This window comes from Pseudotabrizicola formosa (assembly GCF_002900965.1).
Taxonomy (GTDB): domain Bacteria; phylum Pseudomonadota; class Alphaproteobacteria; order Rhodobacterales; family Rhodobacteraceae; genus Pseudotabrizicola; species Pseudotabrizicola formosa.
On sequence record NZ_PJOM01000001.1, the window covers coordinates 43,542 to 63,200 of the forward strand.

The following is a 19,659-nucleotide window of genomic DNA, read 5'->3' on the forward strand; positions in this document are numbered from 1 at the left end:
CTCAGATCACAGCTTCGATCAGAAACGGCCCCTTGCGGGCCAGCGCGCTGTGCAGCACATCGCGGAACCCTTCCGCCGACTCCGCACGGGCCGCTTCGACCCCCATCGACCGGGCCATCATCACCCAGTCCAGCGCGGGATCTTCAAGGTCCAGCATGCGGCGCGCAGTCTCGCCCGCCGGGCCTGCGCCGACATTCAGCAATTCACCATGCAAAATCTGATAGCGGCGGTTGGCAAAGATGATGGTCAGCACATCCAGCCGTTCCCGCGCCTGTGTCCACAGGCCCTGCACCGTATACATGCCGCTGCCATCGGCCTGCAGGCCGATCACCTTGCGGTCGGGACAGGCCACCGCGGCCCCTGTCGCCAGGGGAATGCCCATGCCGATTGCCCCGCCGGTCAGTTGCAGAAAGTCATGCGGTGCCGCGCCATAGGTTGACCGGAAGAAATCCCGCCCCGAGGTGACGGATTCGTCGCAGATGATGGCATTGTCGGGCATGGCCCCGGCCAATGCGATGGCAATGGCATCGGGCGTCAGCTTGCCCGTGGGCAGGTCTGGCCGGTGCCGCGCCGCCAGCCGCGCAGCGGGCGCAGTGCCCACCGCATCGGCCAAAGCGTTGATAATGGCGGTCAGATCGTGATCGGGGCTTGCAAGCTCGATCACCTCACAGGACGGTGGCAGCATGGAGCCGGACTTGCCGGGATAGGCGAAAAATCCGACCGGGGCCTTTGCGCCAATCAGGATCAGCTGTTCGGTGGTCGCAAAACAGGCCAGCGCCTGATCAATCACGTACGGAACACGGTCCAGCGCCACCCGGCCCGCGCCGCGCTGCATCCGCCCATTGGCCTGTTGCGCCAGCAAGCGGGCCCCGGCTTTCTGCGCAATCCGGTCGAGCAAGTCCAGCTGCCGGTCGCGCAGGGCATGGCCGCTGATAAGAAGGGTTGTCTGTCTGCCATTGCGCAGCGCCGCCGCTGCCCGAGCGACCAGCGCGGCGTCCGGACCGGCCAGTTCCGGCAGGGAAACGGGGATCGGTTGCACGAAGGGCGTTTCGGTCCAGGCGGCGTCTGCATGCAGGATCAGCGTGGCAATGCCACCGGCCCCGCTGCGCGCCGCGCGGATTGCCGCTTCACACTCCGCGCCGACAGTTTGTGCGGTCTCTGCCCGGCCAACCCAATGCGACATAGGCCGGGCAAGCGAGTCGATGTCCGAGGTCAGCGGCGCATCGTGGATCAGGTGGCCCGTCGCGTGGTCCCCCACCACATTGATCATCGGCGTGCGGGCGCGGCGGGCGTTGTGCAGATTGGCCAGCCCGTTCGCCAGCCCCGGCCCCAGATGCAGCAGCGTCGCGGCGGGCTTGTCGGCCATGCGGGCATATCCATCGGCGGCCCCTGTCACCACGCCCTCAAACAGGCCCAGCACGCAGCGCATCCGCGGCTGTCGGTCCAGTGCGGCCACAAAATGCATTTCCGACGTGCCGGGGTTGGCAAAGCAGGTGTCGATGCCATTGGCCAGCAGGGTTTCGCAAAGGATGTCTGCACCGTTCATTCTGGTCTCCCGGCAAGGGTTTCGGCGGTGGTGCGAAGCTCTGCAAGGTCCGGCCAATGCGGGCGCAGGGCTTCGACCAATGCCACAAAGACCGCGTATTTGCGGTCGGCATAGCGGGTGATGTCAACGCCGTCCTGCGGGCCGACGGTCGTGTCCGGCGGGCCGATCAGCTGCGTGGCGATGGTCTCAAGATCTTTGCCCAACAGGAATTTTGCCCCGATCGCGGCGAGTCCGCGCAAACCTGCCTGCGTGCCGGGGCTCAGCTGCACCTCGTGACCCGTGGTTGTGGCCAGAAAACGCGCGAAATGCACGTCGCCGGCCAATCCGCCGCCCAAAGACAGGGCCCCTGGTGCGGTGCCCAGCATGTCATGGCTGTGCCGCGCGACAAAGGCCAACGCCTCGCGCCCCGCCCAGGCAATTTCGGCAGGTGTGGTGGCGGCGGTCAGGCCCAGCATCGCGCCGATAGCCTGAGGGTCAGTCCAGGGCGCGCGTTCGCCGCCCGGTTCAAAGAACGGATGCAGGATCAGGCCGGAATACTGTGGCAGCGCAGGCGCGGGCAGGTTGCTGAACCGGGCGGACAGATGGTGCAGGAGTGTTGCACCGTTGAAACTGGGGTGAAAGGACACCCATCCTGACCCCAGCGCAAAGGCCTGCACCATCGCGCCGGGCGGGGCTTCGCCCATCGTGCTCTGGTCCTTGTGCAGGCAGGCATGAATGGAACTTGTGCCGAAGATCGAGGCCCGCGCCACCCCGGCACGGCTGCCAAGGCCCAGCCCGATCAGCGTGGATTGCACATCGCCCGGCCCCAGCAGCACCGGCAGGCCCGTTGGCAGGCCGATGTCTGCGGTCAGGCCGGCATGGCATCTGCCCACGGGCAAAAACGCGGGCAGCAGGTCCAGACCGCGGGTCAGGCCCAGGGCCTGCTCGACAGCCAAAGACAGCTGCCCGTCGCGCCAGTTGCCCCAGACCGGCAGGGCCGCCGTGGGTTCCCCCATCAGCTTGCCGGTCAGGGACAGGAACAGCCATTCCTTCAGGCGCAGCGCATGGGCAATGCGCGCAAAGCGATCCGGCTCGTGCCGCTGCATCCAAAGCAACTGCAGGCTGGCCGAGGCGGCGGTGGGGCGCGACCCGGTGGTCGACTGAACGGCATCCAGGGCCGCAGCCTCTTGCGCCATCACCCCGCGGGCCCGGCCATCCAGCCAGGTCATCGCGTGCCCCAGCGCCTGTCCCGCTGCATCTACCGGCCACAGGCCGTCGCCCTGTCCGGTAATGACCAGCCCGGTCACCGGCTGGGACAGCTTGGCAACACAGTCCCGCAGCACACCGAAGGCTTCATCCCGCGTGGCGGCCATGTCCTGCTCTACCCGCGCGCCATCGCGGCGCAGCGCGCCGTTCGGTCGTGCGGCGCAGGCGATCATGCGACCCTGGCCGTCGAAGGCCGCCGCCTTGACCGCTGTGGTCCCTGAATCGAGGCAGAGCAGGATTTCAGTCATCACGAGGCCTGACGCAGACCGTCCTGAACCTGCGGCACCTGCTGGCCATAGGTTTTGAACTTCACCAGAACATCGGCGATCTCAGCCTCTGACAGAACCGGCGGCGCACCCAGCGGCAGGCACAGCAGATATTGCGTCGCCAGTTCCTCCACCGTCACCGCCAGCGCCAGCGCCCGCGCAATCGACACATGGGCCGCAATCACGCCGTGATGCGCCAGCAGACAGGCGCGCCGCCCCTCCAGTGCGGTGACAACACGGTCGGCCAATTCTTGGGATCCGAAAATTTCATACGGGGCGCAGCGGATGCTGGACCCGCCAGTTGCGGCGATAGAATAGTGGATCGCAGGTATGTCATGCCCTAGGATGGAGACGCTGGTGGCCTGAGTGGAATGGGTATGCACCACCGCATTCAGATCGGGGCGTGCGCGCAGGATATCGCGGTGAAACCGCCATTCAGAGGACGGCAGCACATCGCCCTGAAAGGTGGCATCCCAGCTCATCGCCACAACATGTTCGGGCTTCAGTTGATCATAGGGTATGCCGGTGGGTGAGATCAGAAAGCCGTCGCCCTGGCGTACACTGATGTTTCCGGCTGTCCCCTTGTTGATGCCAAGCCGGTTCATGCTGCGGCAGGCTTCGATCAGTTCGGTGCGCAGGGCGCGGTCTTCATCGGTCATCACAAACCTCATGTGCAGGGGAAAAGCGGCGTCTTGCCTTCAAGGATCAGCGCGATGTCTTCGGCGATCATGCTTGCGGCCTTTGTGGCCGAATGGCGCGAAGCACCCGCGATATGGGGCGACAGGGTGACATTGGGCAGCTTGAGCAAAGGCCAGTCGGGTGGCGGTGGTTCGGGTTCGAACGTGTCCAGCGCCGCGCCCTTCAGATGGCCGGACACCAGCGCATCATAAAGGGCGTCATAGTCCAGAACCTGACCTCGGGTTGTGTTCACGATATAGCCGCCGGGCTTCATCATCGCGATCCGGTCCCGGCTGATCATGCCCTTGGTTTGCGGGGTAACGCGCGGATGCAGCGTGATCACATCGGCCTGACGCATCACATCATCCAGATCGGCCTTGCGGAAGCCTGCGGCCTTTTCATCTTCGGTCAGCTCCTTGAACGGATCATAGATCAGGATCGAGCAGCCGAACGGGCGCAAAAGCTGTGCGACACGCGTGCCGATGTCGCCATAGCCAATAATCCCCACCGTCAGCTCGCACAGTTCCGGCCCGGTGTTGGCATAGTGATAAAATTCGCGCCCGAACGTGCCATTGGCCACGGCCAGATGCCCACGGATCAGGTTGCGCGTTTCTGCCAGAAGCGAGGCCACCGTGAATTCCGCCACCGCCGACGCATTGCGTCCGGGGGTGTTCACCACCGTGATGCCGCGGTCTCGCGCTGCGGCCATTTCAATATTCACCGGCCCGCCGCGCGACACCGCGATCACCCGCAGGTCTGGCGCATGGGTCAGGCTTTGGGCGGTGATCGGGGCCAGATGGGTGATCAGAACATCCAGTCCGGCCAGGAACGCGAAGTAGTCTTCCGGACGGCCGACAAATTCACCGACCGGCAGGGTAGGATCATATTTGGTCGATTTCAGCTTCAAAGGCCAGTCAAGTTCCAAGCTGCGGAAGTGCAGGTCGTGATCCGGCAACCGCCTGCTCAGCGCGGTCTGAAAAAAGGCGGGCTGCATGAATCCGTCACCGATGATGCCGACGGTCAGGGGTTGTTTGGGCATGGGTGTTCCTTACACTTCGGCTGCGGCGGCCACCGGGTCTATCCCCGGCAGCACGTCGCGATAACGGTCGGTGTCGAGCCCGCGTTCGGCCATCACCTCGGCAGTGTGCTGGGCGAAGTGCGGCGGGGCAAGGCGATAGCTTGCGGGGGTGCGCGACAGCTTGATCGGGCTGCCCGTGCCACGGTACGCCCCGATATCCACAACCATTTCGCGGTGAACCGTATGCGGGTCCGCCACCACCTGATCAATCCGGCGCACCGCACCGCAGGGGACGCCCGCCTTGATCAGCTGATCCGAAAGACTGGCGCAGTCAAAGGCGGACAGCGCTGCCTCCAGCTCTGCCTTCAGCGCATCGCGGTGGGTGTTGCGCTGGCTGTTTGACACGAACCGTGGGTCATCGGGCAGGTCGGGGCGACCGATCATCCGGCACAGGGTGGCGAACTGGCGGTTGTTGCCGACAGCCAGAAACACCGGCTCGGTCGCGGTGGCGAATGTGTCATAGGGGCAGATGTTGGGGTGGGCATTGCCCGATGGCGCGGCCACCTGTCCCGACAGGTAATAATTCGGCAAATGCGGATGCAGCAAAGAGATGCCGCAATCATAAAGGCTTGCCTCGACAAACTGGCCCTTGCCGCTTTGGTGGCGTTCGTTCAGCGCCATCAGGATTCCCAGAGCGGCGTTCAGGCCCGTCACCATATCCACCACGGGCAGGCCGACGCGCAGCGGCTGGCCACCCTGTTCGCCGTTCACGCTCATGATGCCGCACAGGGCCTGAATGGCCGCGTCATAGCCGGGCAGTCCCCCCATCGGCCCATCTGCGCCAAAACCGGAAACACGGGCGTGGATCAGCCTCGGAAACCGGCGCGACAACTCTTCCTGCCCCAGACCCCAGCGCTCCAGCGTGCCGGTCTTGAAGTTTTCGATCAGCACATCCGCATCGGCCAGCAGGTCAAGCAACAGGTCGCGCCCAGCCTCTTGCGCCAGATCAACGGCAATGCCGCGCTTGTTGCGGTTGAGACCAAGGAAATAGCTTGCCGCCCCATCCAGAAACGGCGGGCCCCAGCCCCGCGTCTCATCCCCGGCAGGGGGTTCCAGTTTGATGACATCAGCCCCGTGATCGGCCAGAATCTGCCCGGCATAGGGGCCACCCAACACGCGGCTGGCGTCGATCACCTTAAGTTTGGCCAGAGAACCGATTTTGAACATGACAGACCTTTCAGGCAGCTTGCGTGGCCAGATCGCGGCGCCAGTCGGCTGCGAAGGCGGGGTAAGTTTCGGCAATTTCATCAAGCACCCGCCCGCGCAGCAGCGCCAGTTCGGCGGCATCGGGCAGCAGCGTTTGGCGCGGGGTGCCATGGCATTCATAGGCAAAGCCGGTCGCTTCGGCGATGTCTGCGGCCGTGTGGCCCGGATGAACGCTTTCCAGCGTGAAACCCGGCCGGTCCTTGTCAAAGTGGAACAGGGCCTTGCTGGTGAGCAATGCCACAGGCCCGCCGGGGCGGTACACGCCCGCCGGGCTGATGCCAGGGGCCGAGACGAAATCCACCTGATCGACCAGAACCCGTGGACTATGCTCTTCTCGGAACAGGATCACCTTCGGCACCGTGAAATAGAGATAGGCCGATCCGAAGGATCCCGGCCAGCGCACCGTGCTGGCCGGATAACCCCCGACACCCACCAGGTTGACATTGGCCCGACCGTCGATCTGCCCGCCCCCCAGAAAGAAGGCGTCCAGCCGGCCCTGACCGGCCGCATCAAACAGCTCGGCAGAGCCGTTGGTGAAGAAATTGTGTTTCACCGAGCCCAGAACCGACAGGCGCACCTGATGGCCGCTTTCGTCCAAGGCCCGCCGCAGCATGGAGCCTGCGGCAGGAATGGGCGATGCGGCCCCGACAGCGACCATCCGCACCCCTTCAAGCAGGCGGGCGATCGTGAAGATCAGCGTCTCGCGCAGCAGCACTCCGCTCATGCCGCCGCCTCCTGTGCCATATATCCGGCAAAGCCCTCGGCCGTGCGGGCGGCCCGGGCGTAGCGCATCAGCTCATCGGTGTCCGTGGGGTATTCGCCCCATAACCCATAGGGCCAGGCTCCGCGCGGGGCTGTGGCGATCGCGGTCACGTACAAGGCAGGCAGGGTGCCCGCCGCGGTTCTCTCTTCGGCCAGCAGATCGTGGTCGACAATGCGCTCCACCGTGACCAAGGTCCGGGTCGAGGCATAGGCCATGGCCCCCAACTCGCGGCGCCGCCCGATCCAGACATTGCCGAAGCGGTCGGCCATTGCCGCGTGAAAGATCGCCAGATCCGGGCGGATGGCGGGGATCAGCACGATCGGGTCACCCTGATCGGCAAAGGGATTGTCGATCACGCGCCAGTCATCGCGATGGCGCAGCACATCCGTGCCCAGCAGGCCACGCAAGGGAACGAAGGGGCTGCCCTTCTGTGCGGCCATCAACCCGGCATGCACGGCCGGGCAGGTGGAATCGCGCAAACGGATGCTGCCGTCTTTCACGGCCTGATTGAAGCGGGGGGCACCGCCCGCCTCCCCCAGAGACATGGCGCTGGTTTCCACGCTGCGAACCAGGCCCGCACCGATCAGCTGATCAACCTGCAGTCCGCCCGTCGGCACGCAGACCAGATCCAGATTGCCTGCGCCATGGGCGATCATCGGACGCGTCATCGCCATCGATACGCCGGCATAATCCACCGGCAGCGCAATGCGCATTCCGGGCTCTATGCTTGCGGCCATCGCCCGCAAATCGGCTTGCATCGGTTTTCCCTCCCGATCGTCCTTCGGTCCTCCAACCACAAGACGAACGTTCCATAATATAGAACAACATTCTGAAATTAAGGATATGCAGAGCCCGGTGGCGGTGTCAATCACCATGGTGAGGGGTGCGGAAGACAAATTTTCGATCATTCCGGCTTTGGGTGCGCAGAACTTCTTGACAAGTTGAAAAGTGAGTTGAGAATGAAATACGGAATGCTGTTCTATAATGTAGAACGCGTGGGAGGATGCAATGATACAGACCCAGACGTGGCGCGACCCGGCCAGGGAAGCCGCGCCATCCGGCAAGACGGCGCGTGGCGCAGACATCATCGGTGCCCGGATATCGCTGCGAGACGTGGTGAAAAGATACGGTGCCTTCGTCGCTGCCGATCGGATCAGCCTGGACGTGGAGCCAGGAGAATTCATCACCCTGCTTGGGCCTTCGGGCAGCGGAAAGACCACGCTTCTGAACCTGCTGGCCGGCTTTCAGGGCATTGATGGCGGCGAAATTCTGGTTGACGGAAAGCCGATCACCCCTGTGCCGACACATAAGCGCGGCTTTGGAATGGTGTTCCAGAGCTATGCCCTGTTTCCGAACATGACCGTCGCACAGAATGTGGCCTTTCCGATGCGGATGGCCGGGGTGGACCGTGCCACATCTGACCGGCGCGTCGGTGAAACACTTGAAATGATGCGCCTTTCGGAACATGCGCACAAAACGCCTTCGGAAATGTCGGGCGGTCAGCAGCAGCGTGTGGCCATTGCCCGCGCCATTGTCATGCGCCCGCGCGTCGTGCTGATGGACGAGCCTTTGTCGGCGCTGGATCGCCGTTTGCGCGAATCGATCCAGATCGAACTGCGCGAACTGCATCAGGCCATCGGCAGCACGATCCTGTTCGTCACCCATGACCAGAGCGAGGCGCTGACGATGAGCGACCGGATCGCCGTGATGGACAAGGGGCACATCATCCAGGTGGCCCGCCCGTTGGAGATCTACCGCCACCCGCAAAGCCGGTTCGTTGCCGGATTTGTCGGCGAAAGCAATCTGATAGAAGCCGAAGTGCTGGAGCGTCGCGAGGATGTCGCGGTGCTGCGCAGCCGGTCGGGGCATGTGTTCCAGACCGGTTGTCGCAATGTGCCCGCCACGGGCAAGGTGACCGTTCTGGTCCGGCCAGAGCGGATGGCATTGCACCAAAGCCCCCAGCCCGGCACGACCCCTGCGACGGTGACCTCGGCCTTGTTCCTTGGGGAAACCTTGCGGATCGAGGCTGTGATCGAAGGCGGCGAAACGCTGCTGATCCGCTGTCCGGATACTGCGGCGCGTGAACTGCCTGAAACTGGCAGCGTGATTCACGTCGGTTGGGGTGCGCAAGACTGCTGGGTGCTGTCATGACCGCTACACCGCTTTCTGCCCCTGCGGCCCCGGCCCGCCGCGCCTGGATCACATCCCCGGCCCTGCTTCTTGTGCCGGCGATTCTGTTCCTGTCGGTGATCTATGTCCTGCCGCTGATTGATCTGGCGCGTGTCAGCGTGGCCGCCGACCCGTGGTGGACCCATATCGCCCGGGTGTTTTCGGTACCGCTGTACTGGGAATCGCTGGTTCGGACGATGAAGATCGCGCTGACGGTGGCCTGTCTCTGCGCGGTGCTCGGCTATCCGACCGCGCTGCTTATTCAACGCAGCCGGGGCACCGTGCAGGCGCTGATCGCGACCGCGGTGGTGCTGCCCTATTTTATCGCCATTCTGATCCGCACTTACGCCTGGATGGTGCTTCTCGGCCGCAACGGACCGCTCAACAAGACAGCCATCTGGCTGGGCATTTACGACGAACCGCTGGCGCTGCTGTTCAACCGGGGCACGGTTTTGCTGGGAATGACGGCGGTGCTGATGCCGCTGATGGTACTGACCATCTATTCCAGCCTGTCGCGGCTGGACCAGAACCTGATTCGTGCGGCACTGGCCGGCGGGGCCGGGCCGATGGCCGTGTTCTGGCGCGTGTTGCTGCCATTAACCTTGCCGGGTGTTGGGGCAGGCTTTCTTCTGGTGTTTGTCAGCGCCCTGGGCTTCTTCATCACGCCCACCCTTCTGGGCGGGCCCGGCGATCAGATGTTCGCCATGCACATCACGCAGCAGGCCGATTCGATCACCGGTGAAGGCTTTTTGCAGGCGCTGGCCGTTGTGTTGCTGTTGATCACTCTGGCGGTGGTCGGCATCGCCGGCCGGATGATGGGGTTCGAGTTCATCTGGGGCGGCGGCAAGCTGGCCGCGCCGGTCCAGACCGCCGTGCCAGAGCAGCGCGGCACCATGGCACCGCCCCGCCGCAGTGTCGCAATGATGCTGGCCGATACCCTCGGCTGGCCGATCCTGCGGCTGATGGGGCGGCTGCCCGCCAATACCGGAGCCTGGGCGGTCCGCATCATTGGCGCCATCGTCCTGAGCGCGCTGATCCTGCCCATTTTGGTCGTGATCGTCATTTCGTTCAGCGAAGCCAGCTATCTGACCTTCCCGCCGCCGGGTTGGTCGCTGCAGTGGTACGAAAAGTTCTTTTCCGACTCGAACTGGATGACCGCGTTCTGGAATTCGCTGACCATTGCTGCGCTGTCCTCGCTGATCGCCGTCGTCCTGGGGGGAACGGCGGCGGTGGGCATCGTGCGCAGCGAGATCAAGTACAAATCAGCGTTGATGCTGTTGCTGGTCAGCCCGATGATCGTGCCGCCGGTTGTGCTGGGCCTGTCGCTCTACAGCCTGTTTCTGCACCTGAATCTGGTTGGCACCTATTTCGGTCTGGCGGCGGCCCATGCCATCGGAGGTATTCCGATTGTTGTGGTCATCATCGCGGCATCGCTGCAGGCGGTCGACCGGCGGCTAGAGCAGGGCGCAGCCGTCCATGGCGCGTCACCGCTGACCGTGTTTCGCACGGTGACCCTGCCGGCGATTGCGCCCGGCCTTGCCGCGGCGGTGTTCTTTGCCTTCCTGCACTCGTTCGACGAACTGGTGCTGTCCCTGTTTCTGTCCAGCCCGCGGATGAAGACGCTTCCGCTGATGCTCTGGGCCGACATCAACTATCAGCTCAACCCCGTTCTGGCTGTCGTCTCGACGCTGGAGGTTGTGCTGGTGGTCGGTGGAATACTCCTTGCGCGGCCCGTCCTTGGACGGTCGCGCGGGGCGCACTGACTGCAAGACCAAGTTAAACAGAGGAGGAGATGTCATGCTTGGACGGAGAAAACTGATAGGAATGGTGTCGGCGCTGGCCGTCACCGCGGCGCTGGGCACCGCCCCGGTGCTGGCACAAAGCAACGAAGTCATCATGCAAGACCCCGGCGGCGGCTATGGCGAAGCGCTGCGCAAGGTGATGTATGACTCCTTTGAAGCCGAAACCGGCATCAAGGTCATCACCGTGCAAGAGGCGCGGTCAGGCCCGCGCATCAAGGCGCAGGTCGAGGCTGGCAAGACCGAATGGGATCTGACCTTCATCTTCGATCAGGAAACCAAGCTGCTGGGCGATTGCTGCCTTGCGGACATCGATTATTCCATGATGTCGGAAGAGGCGCAGAAGACCCTTGCCGTCATGCCCGACAATCTCAAACGCCCCAAGGGGGTTGCGCTTCAGGTGATTGGCGTCGGGATGGTCTACAACACCGATGTCTACAGCGAAGGCAACAGACCGCAAAGCTGGGCTGATTTCTGGGATGTTGAGACATTCCCGGGCCAGCGCTGCCTGCCCGCCTGGCCGCGTTTCGTGATGGAAGCGGCCCTGATGGCTGACGGCGTTGAACAGGATCAGCTTTACCCGCTGGATATGGACCGCGCGCTGGCAAAGATCGCCGAGATCAAGCCGCATGTGTCGAAATGGTGGACCACGTCGGCCCAGCCGCCCCAGCTGTTGCTGGATGGCGAGGCGGATATGTGCATGGCCTATACCGGATCGACCTCGAAACTGGCACTGGACGGTGCCCCGATCGAGGTGGAATGGAACCAGGGCTTCATCTATTACGATTTCTTCTCGATCCCGAAAGATGCGCCGAACTATGAAAACGCGATGAAGCTGCTGTCCTGGCGGTTGGAACCTGCGCGCGCGGCCGAGCTGACCTCCAACTTCCCGGTGGCATTGCCGTCTTCGGTGGTGTTTGACGCGGCAGATCCGGCGGTCAGTGTGTACTGGGCCAACAATCCGGCCAACGTATCGCGCGCCATCGAATGGAGCCCGGATTACTGGGGTGCCATGTCGGAAGGGGGCACCACGACCAATGAAGAACATGGTCAGGAACAACTGAACGCCCTTTTGGCACAATAACCTTTGGGGGTGGCCGCCACGGTCTTGTCGCGGCCACCCCCTTCCGCGCTATAGTTGGGGATCATCGTCCCGCCATCGCGGAACCAGAGTAACGGATTTTCTATGGACAAAGCCTTCATCAAGGGACTGCGCCTTATCGAGACGCTCGCCCTCAGCGATACACCGCGCGGGGTCAGTGATCTTGCGGCAGAGCTGGAGATGACGAAAAGCAATGTCCACCGCCTGTTGCAGACCCTTCAGGGGCTGGGCTACGTGCGTCAGGTGCCGGTGAACAGCTGCTACGAGCTGACGACCAAGATCTGGGAGCTGGGCAGCCATGTCATCCGGCGGATGGATCTGATCAAGATTGCCCGTCCGGCCATGACGCTTTTGGCAGAGCAGACGGGCGAGACGATCCACCTTTCGGTGCTGGAAGACACCGATGTGATCTATCTGGACAAGATCGAAAGCGCGCATCACATCCGCGCCAATACCAGCGTCGGCGCGCGTGCCCCGGCTTTCACGGTGGCAACGGGAAAGGCGATGCTGGCGCAGTTGCCGGATGAGTATCTGGAACGGTTCAGGCCGCATCTGCGCGCCTATACAGCCACCACCCGCACCACGATCGAAGCGTTGCGCAGCGATATCGAGCTGGCGCGTGCGCAAGGCTATGCCGTGGTGCCGCAGGGCGAATGGCGCGACGGTATCGCCGCCTGCGCCTGTGCCATTCTGGGCCGCACCGGTGAACTGGTGGGTGCGATCGGCATTTCGGGCCCGGACTCGCGTGTGAAACGCAAACAATTGAAACTGATCGCGCCGCAAGTGATGGAGGCCGCACAGACGATCTCTGCCGCTTTGGGATATGTGCGACGCTGAGCGCAAAGGAAAACCCATGCCCGACTATCCTGATACCCAGCTTTTCATTGATGGCCATTGGCGGAACGGGGCAGGCGGGCGCAGCATCGCGGTGACGGACCCGGCCACGTCCGAGGTGATCGGGCAGGTCGCCCATGCAGAGACGGCGGATCTGGATCAGGCACTGGCCGCTGCCGAACGCGCATGTGCCGTTTGGCGCAGCACGGGCGGGTTCGAGCGGTGCCGCATTCTGCGCCGCGCTGCAGACCTGTTGCGCGACAGGGCCGGATCGATTGCCGAAATGATGACGCGTGAACAGGGCAAGCCGCTGGCCGAGGCGCGCAGCGAAGTGATGGCCGCGGCCGATATCATCGACTGGTTTGCCGAAGAGGGCCGCCGCGCCTATGGCCAGATCATTCCCGCCCGGGTGCCGGGGGTTCTGCAAATGGCGATCAGGCTGCCGGTCGGCCCGGTGGCAGCCTTTACGCCCTGGAACTTTCCGATCAATCAGGCCGTGCGCAAGATCGCGGTGGCGCTGGCGGCGGGCTGTTCGATCATCGTCAAAGCCCCCGAGGAAACACCCGCAAGCCCGGCCGCATTGGTGCGCGTCTTTGCCGATGCCGGGGTGCCTGCGGGCGTGGTCAACCTTGTGTTCGGCGTGCCTGCCGAAATTTCCGAATACCTGATCCCGCATCCGGTCATCCGCAAGATCTCGTTCACCGGGTCAACCCCGGTCGGCAAGCATCTGGCAGCACTCGCCGGGCAGCACATGAAACGGGTGACGATGGAACTGGGAGGCCATGCGCCGGTCATCATCTGTGCCGATGCCGATCTGGATCAGGCCATTCGCCTGAGCGCCGGCTCAAAGCTGCGCAATGCCGGGCAGGTCTGCGTGTCACCCACCCGGTTTCTGGTGGAAGATGCCGCCTTTGACCCGTTCCTGTCGGGATTTACGCAAAGGCTATCTGCGGCGCGCATCGGCAACGGGCTGGAGGACGGGGTGCAGATCGGCCCGCTTGCCAATGACCGCCGCGTCGCCGCGCTGGAATCGCTGGTGACAGATGCGGTGGCACAAGGGGCGCGGCTGATGACCGGGGGCACACGGCTTGGGAATGTGGGCAACTTCTTTCCACCCACCGTTCTGGCCGATGTCCCGCTATCGGCGCGGATCATGCATGAGGAACCCTTTGGCCCGGTGGCCATCGTCAACCGCTTCACCACGCTGGATCAGGCGATCACCGAGGCCAACCGCCTGCCGTTCGGCCTCGCCTCCTATGCGTTCACCCGGTCAGGCGATGCCATGTACCGGCTGGGGCAAGAGATAGAGGCGGGCATGACCACGATAAATCATCTGGGTCTCGGCCTGCCGGAAGTCCCTTTCGGTGGCGTGCGCGAGTCCGGGTATGGCACAGAAGGCGGTTCAGAGGCGATTGATGCCTATCTGATCACCAAATTTGTCACACAGATGAACGGCTCGACAGCGCCGTAGACGCTGCGCGCAGACCAAGGCAGCGGTTTGGCCGCGCGCGACGTGACGCTCTGATGAAAGTCCCGACCCGCCTGTCAGATCTTCGGTCCCCGTGGGCCAGCCCACCGGGGTCACGCCCCGGCCGGGTCGGGTCAGGCTGAAAGCCAGCACTCCGGTCCTTGGATGCCCCTCAACGGAACGTCGACATACGAAAACGGGGGCGGCCTGCGCCACCCCCGTTTCACATCGTGTCAACCGAACCGAGGTTCAGGCGAGCGCGAGGTTCGTTGCGGATTCGCGGCCATTGCGGTCGCTTTCCAGATCAAAGGTCACAGCCTGACCGTCATCCAGCTGGCGGATGCCGGCGCGTTCCAGAGCGCTCACATGAACGAACACGTCCTTGGAGCCTTGTGCCGGTGCGATAAAACCGAAACCTTTAGTTGCGTTGAACCATTTCACGGTGCCATTGGCCATCGTGTGTCTCCTAAATAATACCACCCGCAGAATTGCGATGGTCCGGCTCAGTGTCGTCAGAGTCGCAACTGAAGCCGTAAGGAAACAGGAGGTCGAAAGAAGAAGCTTTGCCAGACCTACCTAACAGACCGGGCTGTCAGATGCAAGCCCTGCCCGGCAGGGGGCGCGTGGCACCACCTGCACCACGCAGCGCGTCTGGCTGCCGAACGGCCCGCCTTGCCTTGTCAGTCGGGCAGATTGACGGGTGTCAACAATGGGCGACCCGCAAAATGCGCGGCCAGATTGTCCACCACCAGCTGTGCCATCGCGGCGCGCGTTTCCACGGTGCCACTGGCATGATGTGGATAAAGCGTCACATTCGGCAGCAGGGTCAGCGCCGGGTCAGGGTTTGGCTCGTTCCAGAACACATCAAGCCCGGCGGAGCCCAGCGCGCCCTCGCGCAAGGCGGCAATCAGCGCGGTTTCATCGACCACCGACCCCCGGCTGACATTGATCAGCGTGCCCTGCGGCCCCAGCGCGTGCAGCACCTGCGCGTCGATCAGGTTGCGCGTGCCCGGCCCGCCTGCAACGATCACCACCAGAATATCGGCCCAATGGGCCAAGGCCAGCAAATCCGGTTGGAACGGCAGATCAACATCCGCCTTGGCGCTGCGGCTGAAATAGGCGGTCTCCAGCCCCACCGCCTGTGCCCGTCCGATGATCGCCCGTCCGATGCGTCCCATGCCCAAAATGCCCAGCTTCTTGCCGCGCAGCGAGGATTGCAGCGGGTAGGCCCCCTTTGTTCCCCAGTCGCCCGAGACGACATGGGCATGGCCTGCGACCAAGGCCCGTCTTGCCGCCATGGTCAGCATCAGCGCCGTATCCGCCACATCGTCAAACAGCGCATCCGAGGTATTGGTCAGCGCAACACCCTGCGCGGTCAGCGCCTCCACATCGATCATTTCATACCCGGCAGAGGCGCAGGCCACCACCTTCAGGGCTGGCATCTGCTCAATCATCTGGCGCGTCAGGGGGGTGTGGCCGTCGGTCACGATGGCTTGGCAGCGCTGGCCTGCGCCGGCCAACAGCGCCGCCTGGCCCTCGGCATCGGCCAGATCATGGCGGTGAAGCGTATAGCTTTGCGCAAGCGCCTGCATCTGGGGGGCAAGCGTCGGGCGAAGCACCAGAACATCGGGTTTCAAGCGAAGGACCTTCCTGTTTCGCAGGCCTTCGGACGTGCGTTCCGGCGCGCGAGCGGCAGGATCGGAGCTGCATGCAAAGAGGAGGGCCGGCAGGTGAGTTGTCGGAAAGATATAGGACAGGCGCAGGTGTCAGCGCAAGCCGTGACCCGGGCCTTGGCCACGCAGCACTCTGGCTACAACCCCGCTGCCTTGGTCAGGTTCACCCGGAACCGGTCGCGGCGGCGCTGATAGCGGCGCGTCATCTCGGCGCTGGCATGGCCAAGCTGCTTTTGTACATGGCGTTCATCGACCTCGGCGCTGCTGGCCAATCCCGCGCGCAGGGAATGGCCGGAATAGAGCCTCAAGCGGTCCGCCTTCGACAGGTCCGGCCGCAGACCCGCATCCTCGACGCATTGCTTGATCAGCCGGGCGACATGCCGGTCGCTCAGCCGGTCTGGCGTCGCGCGGCGGCCATCGCGGGACACGGCGACAAAGACCGGGCCAAAGTCGATGCGGGAAAAGTGAAGCCATTGCGTCAGCGCATGCACCGGGCAGGTCTGGTCGGCGCTGCCGCGCCCGATTTCCACCTCGCGCCAGCCGGTCTTGCCGCGCAGCGTGATCAGCGCGCCATCGTCCAGGATCTGCACCCAGCCGCCCGAGTCCGGGGTGTCATCCTTGCCATGGTCCAGGCCCACGATTTCGGATCGCCGCAGCCCCCCGGCAAAGCCGATCAGCAACAAGGCCCGGTCCCGCAAGCCGCGCAGATCATGCGGCAGGGTGGCCAGCATCTCGCGCAGATCCTGCGGCAGGATCGCCTCCTTCTGCACCGGCGGCCGCGCATGCTTGCGACGGATGCCCGCCAATACGGTTGCGATGTGGCGATCCTTGCGGTCAAGGCGGAACCCGCGCTGCGCGTACCCCCAGCACAGTCCCGACAGCCGTCGCTCGATGGAGGCGACCGACAGGGCGGCGGTCCGGCCAGAGGGGGCGGCCAGTTCGGTAATATAAAGGCCGATTGCCTCGGGCGACGGCGGCAGCAGCTCTGCACCGTGCATGCGCCCCCAGCGCGCGAAATGCGCCCAGTCCTGCGCATAGGCCCGGAGCGTATTGTCCGAGGTCGCCGCGCGCGCATAGTCTTGCGCCGCCTCCACCAGCCGGTCGATGGTGCCAGAGCCCGGCAGGGAGGCAGGCGTTCGTGCCGAATCCTCGGTCTCCGGCTCGGTCTGGTGCCCATCGGGCACGCCTGGCTGCATTGTCATCGGCGGTTTGGTCATGGTGCAAAGCATAGTCGCTTGCGGTTCGGTATTGCAATTGCGCGCGGTCAGGCTGTCGCCGGGTTTCGGCAGATCTCGCCACAGCGCAAGGACCCAGCCCCTCAGGTCGAAACACAGGATCTGATCCAGCCCAGAAACGCGCTGCACAGCGGGTCGGAGACATGGTCATTCGGCAAGACGACATAATAGGCCGCGTCGGTCCGCAGCGGGGCGTTGTGCACGATCTGCAAGGATCGGTCGCGCAATTCGCGCTCCACCAGATAGGTCGGCACCAGCGCCACCCCCAGCCCGGCCATCGCCGCTTCGATCAGCAGGGTGAACTGGTCAAACCTGTGCCCGCGCATCCCGTCGGTGCGGATGTCCCCGGTCGCGGCAAGCCAGTCGACCCAAAGCATCGGCCGCGAGTCCATATGCAGCAGGGGCGCCGTCAGCACCGAACCGTCAAGCTGCCCTGCCAGCAGCGGCGAGGCCACGGGCACCACCGTCTCGGCGCAAAGATAGGTACAGCTGGCGCGGGGCCAGACCGGCTGTCCGTAATGGATCGCCACATTCACGCCTGCCTCGTTCAGATCGAAGCTCTCGGCGCGGCAGGTGACCGTCAGCTGCAGGCCGGTATGCTGGGCCAGAAAATCGGGCAGCCGTGGCACCAGCCAGCGGCTGCCGAAGGTCGGCAGGGTGGCGACAGAGAGATGTCCGGTCACATCGCGGGTGCCTGCTGCGCGCAGGGTCATCATCTCGACCTGCGACAGCACGCGGCTGGCGTCCGGCAACAGCCGCAAGCCTGCGGCCGACAGCACCACCCGCTGGCGCACCCGTTCAAACAGCGCAACGCCAAGCTGTGCTTCCAGATCCTTGATCTGGCGGCTGACAGCGCTTTGCGTCAGGCTCAGCTCTTCTGCGGCGCGCGTAAAGCTGCCATGGCGGGCCGCCGCCTCGAAAGATTGCAGCGCCAGGATGTCGGGAATACGGCTGCGGCTCAGCTTCATTCCAAAATCGCATCAAGTAAGTTGAAATCATCATGTTTCATCGCTGATGTGATACGTTATCAGAATGATCACAGCAACCTGCTTTGCCCAAGGATATGCCATGACCGACACCATCGCCACCGACTGCGCCGCCCTTCTGACCCGTCTGGGCGTCGATGCTTCGCGCTACACCGGCGGCACGCTGCACAGTTTTTCGCCCATATCCGGCGAAAACATCGCCCAACTGCCCGAGCAGGATGCGGCAGCCGTGGCAGAAACCATCGGCCGGGCTGCTGTCGCCTTCCGGGCCTGGCGCGATGTCCCCAGCCCGCGCCGGGGGGAGCTGGTGCGCTTGCTGGGCGAAGAACTGCGCGCGTCCAAAGCCGATCTGGGCCATCTGGTGTCGATCGAGGCGGGTAAAAGCCCGTCCGAAGGCGCGGGCGAGGTGCAAGAGATGATCGACATCTGCGATTTCGCCGTCGGCCTGTCGCGTCAGCTCTATGGTCTGACGATTGCGACCGAACGCCCGGGGCATCGCATGATGGAAACCTGGCATCCGCTGGGGGTAGTGGGCGTGATCTCGGCCTTCAACTTCCCGGTGGCGGTCTGGTCCTGGAACGCGGCGCTGGCGCTGGTCTGTGGCAACCCTGTGGTCTGGAAACCCTCGGAGAAGACGCCGCTCACCGCGCTGGCCTCGCAGGCCATTCTGGACCGCGCGCTGGCCCGCTTCGGCGATGCGCCCGCAAATCTGTCGCAGGTGATCATCGGCGGGCGCGAAACCGGCGCGGCCCTGGTGGATGATCCGCGGGTGGCGCTGGTCTCGGCCACCGGCTCCACCCGCATGGGGCGGCAGGTCGGCCCCAAGGTCGCCGCGCGCTTTGGCCGGTCGATCCTGGAGCTGGGCGGCAACAATGCCGGTATCGTCTGCCCGTCGGCCGATCTGGACATGGCGCTGCGGGCGATTGCCTTTGGCGCGATGGGCACCGCTGGCCAGCGCTGCACCACGATGCGGCGGCTCTTCGTGCATGACAGCGTGTATGATGCGCTGGTGCCGCGCCTGATCAAGGCCTACGGCTCGGTTTCTGTCGGCAACCCGCTGACCACGCCATCGCTGGTGGGGCCGCTGGTGGACAAGTCTGCCTATGAGGCCATGCAGGCCGCACTGGTGGCAGCGCAGGCCGCCGGTGGCACGGTGCATGGCGGCACCCGCGTAACGGACGCCGGCCCCGAGGCAGCCTATTACGTCAGGCCCGCGCTGGTAGAGATGCCCGCGCAAACCGGCCCGGTGTTCGAAGAAACCTTTGCGCCGATCCTTTATGTGATGCGCTACACCGACCTGCCCAGCGTGATCGAGGATCACAACGCGGTTGGCGCGGGCCTGTCATCTTCGATCTTCACCACCGACCTGCGCGAGAGTGAGCTGTTCCTGTCCGCCTCGGGCTCTGATTGCGGCATCGCCAATGTGAACATCGGCACCTCGGGCGCCGAAATCGGCGGGGCCTTTGGCGGCGAAAAGGAAACCGGCGGCGGGCGCGAAAGCGGCTCGGATGCCTGGAAAGCCTATATGCGCCGCGCCACCAACACCATCAATTATTCCCGCGCGCTGCCGCTGGCGCAAGGCGTGGTCTTTGACATCTGAGCGCGCAAGGA

Annotated in this window: 17 protein-coding genes; 6 read left to right on the forward strand and 11 right to left on the reverse strand. The window is 64.2% G+C overall.

Annotation, left to right across the window (positions count from 1 at the left end; translation table 11 throughout):
* Position 1: 1 nt before the first annotated feature.
* From CXR43_RS00220 to CXR43_RS00250, 7 genes are read right to left on the reverse strand one after another with little or no spacing between them, the layout of a single operon-like run.
* On the reverse strand, positions 2-1,546 hold the full coding sequence (locus CXR43_RS00220; protein WP_103332056.1) for an acetolactate synthase large subunit: 1,545 nt from the start codon (positions 1,544-1,546) through the stop codon (positions 2-4).
* Positions 1,543-3,039 carry an FGGY family carbohydrate kinase gene (locus tag CXR43_RS00225; protein WP_103332057.1) on the reverse strand — a complete coding sequence of 499 codons (1,497 nt, stop codon included), beginning with the start codon at positions 3,037-3,039 and terminating at the stop codon, positions 1,543-1,545. Before CXR43_RS00225 ends, CXR43_RS00220 begins: the two co-directional genes overlap by 4 nt.
* A complete protein-coding gene (locus tag CXR43_RS00230; RefSeq protein WP_103332721.1) occupies positions 3,039-3,716 on the reverse strand; it encodes a class II aldolase/adducin family protein in 678 nt (225 codons plus the stop codon). The genes CXR43_RS00225 and CXR43_RS00230 overlap by 1 nt, the downstream gene beginning before the upstream one ends.
* A gap of 8 nt (positions 3,717-3,724) precedes the next feature.
* Entirely contained in the window at positions 3,725-4,774 is a 1,050-nt protein-coding gene (locus CXR43_RS00235; RefSeq protein WP_103332058.1) for a 2-hydroxyacid dehydrogenase, read from the reverse strand.
* 9 nt (positions 4,775-4,783) lie between these two features.
* The gene (locus CXR43_RS00240) at positions 4,784-5,980 is read right to left on the reverse strand and encodes a CaiB/BaiF CoA transferase family protein (RefSeq protein ID WP_103332059.1); all 1,197 of its coding nucleotides are present in this window, start codon (positions 5,978-5,980) and stop codon (positions 4,784-4,786) included.
* Positions 5,981-5,990: 10 nt separating this feature from the next.
* Positions 5,991-6,743, reverse strand: a complete 753-nt coding sequence (locus CXR43_RS00245) for a CoA transferase (RefSeq protein ID WP_103332060.1) — start codon at positions 6,741-6,743, stop codon at positions 5,991-5,993.
* A complete protein-coding gene (locus tag CXR43_RS00250; protein WP_103332061.1) occupies positions 6,740-7,540 on the reverse strand; it encodes a CoA transferase subunit A in 801 nt (266 codons plus the stop codon). The genes CXR43_RS00245 and CXR43_RS00250 overlap by 4 nt, the downstream gene beginning before the upstream one ends.
* Before the next feature lie 250 nt (positions 7,541-7,790).
* On the opposite strand from CXR43_RS00250, the gene CXR43_RS00255 reads away from it, so the two are divergent.
* From CXR43_RS00255 to CXR43_RS00275, 5 genes are all read left to right on the forward strand, one after another.
* Positions 7,791-8,933, forward strand: coding sequence for an ABC transporter ATP-binding protein (locus tag CXR43_RS00255; RefSeq protein WP_103332062.1), 1,143 nt, complete (start codon positions 7,791-7,793; stop codon positions 8,931-8,933).
* Positions 8,930-10,714, forward strand: coding sequence for an ABC transporter permease subunit (locus CXR43_RS00260; protein ID WP_103332063.1), 1,785 nt, complete (start codon positions 8,930-8,932; stop codon positions 10,712-10,714). Before CXR43_RS00255 ends, CXR43_RS00260 begins: the two co-directional genes overlap by 4 nt.
* A gap of 34 nt (positions 10,715-10,748) precedes the next feature.
* Entirely contained in the window at positions 10,749-11,834 is a 1,086-nt protein-coding gene (locus CXR43_RS00265) for an extracellular solute-binding protein (RefSeq protein WP_103332064.1), read from the forward strand.
* Between the two features lie 102 nt (positions 11,835-11,936).
* Positions 11,937-12,689: an IclR family transcriptional regulator gene (locus CXR43_RS00270; RefSeq protein WP_103332065.1), complete on the forward strand. Its 753-nt coding sequence runs from the start codon at positions 11,937-11,939 to the stop codon at positions 12,687-12,689.
* 16 nt (positions 12,690-12,705) lie between these two features.
* A complete protein-coding gene (locus CXR43_RS00275; protein ID WP_103332066.1) occupies positions 12,706-14,157 on the forward strand; it encodes an NAD-dependent succinate-semialdehyde dehydrogenase in 1,452 nt (483 codons plus the stop codon).
* Between the two features lie 246 nt (positions 14,158-14,403).
* Here the strand turns inward: CXR43_RS00275 and CXR43_RS00280 are convergent, their stop codons facing one another.
* From CXR43_RS00280 to CXR43_RS00295, 4 genes are all read right to left on the reverse strand, one after another.
* The gene (locus CXR43_RS00280) at positions 14,404-14,610 is read right to left on the reverse strand and encodes a cold-shock protein (protein WP_103332067.1); all 207 of its coding nucleotides are present in this window, start codon (positions 14,608-14,610) and stop codon (positions 14,404-14,406) included.
* A gap of 224 nt (positions 14,611-14,834) precedes the next feature.
* A complete protein-coding gene (locus tag CXR43_RS00285; RefSeq protein ID WP_103332068.1) occupies positions 14,835-15,791 on the reverse strand; it encodes a 2-hydroxyacid dehydrogenase in 957 nt (318 codons plus the stop codon).
* A gap of 173 nt (positions 15,792-15,964) precedes the next feature.
* A complete protein-coding gene (locus CXR43_RS00290) occupies positions 15,965-17,029 on the reverse strand; it encodes a tyrosine-type recombinase/integrase (RefSeq protein WP_246831236.1) in 1,065 nt (354 codons plus the stop codon).
* 116 nt (positions 17,030-17,145) lie between these two features.
* A complete protein-coding gene (locus CXR43_RS00295; protein WP_103332069.1) occupies positions 17,146-18,030 on the reverse strand; it encodes a LysR family transcriptional regulator in 885 nt (294 codons plus the stop codon).
* A 100-nt stretch (positions 18,031-18,130) separates the two neighbouring features.
* Between CXR43_RS00295 and amaB the strand changes: the two genes are divergently transcribed.
* Positions 18,131-19,648 (forward strand): L-piperidine-6-carboxylate dehydrogenase, encoded by a 1,518-nt coding sequence (gene amaB, locus CXR43_RS00300; protein ID WP_103332723.1) that lies wholly within the window; start codon positions 18,131-18,133, stop codon positions 19,646-19,648.
* Positions 19,649-19,659 lie beyond the last annotated feature (11 nt).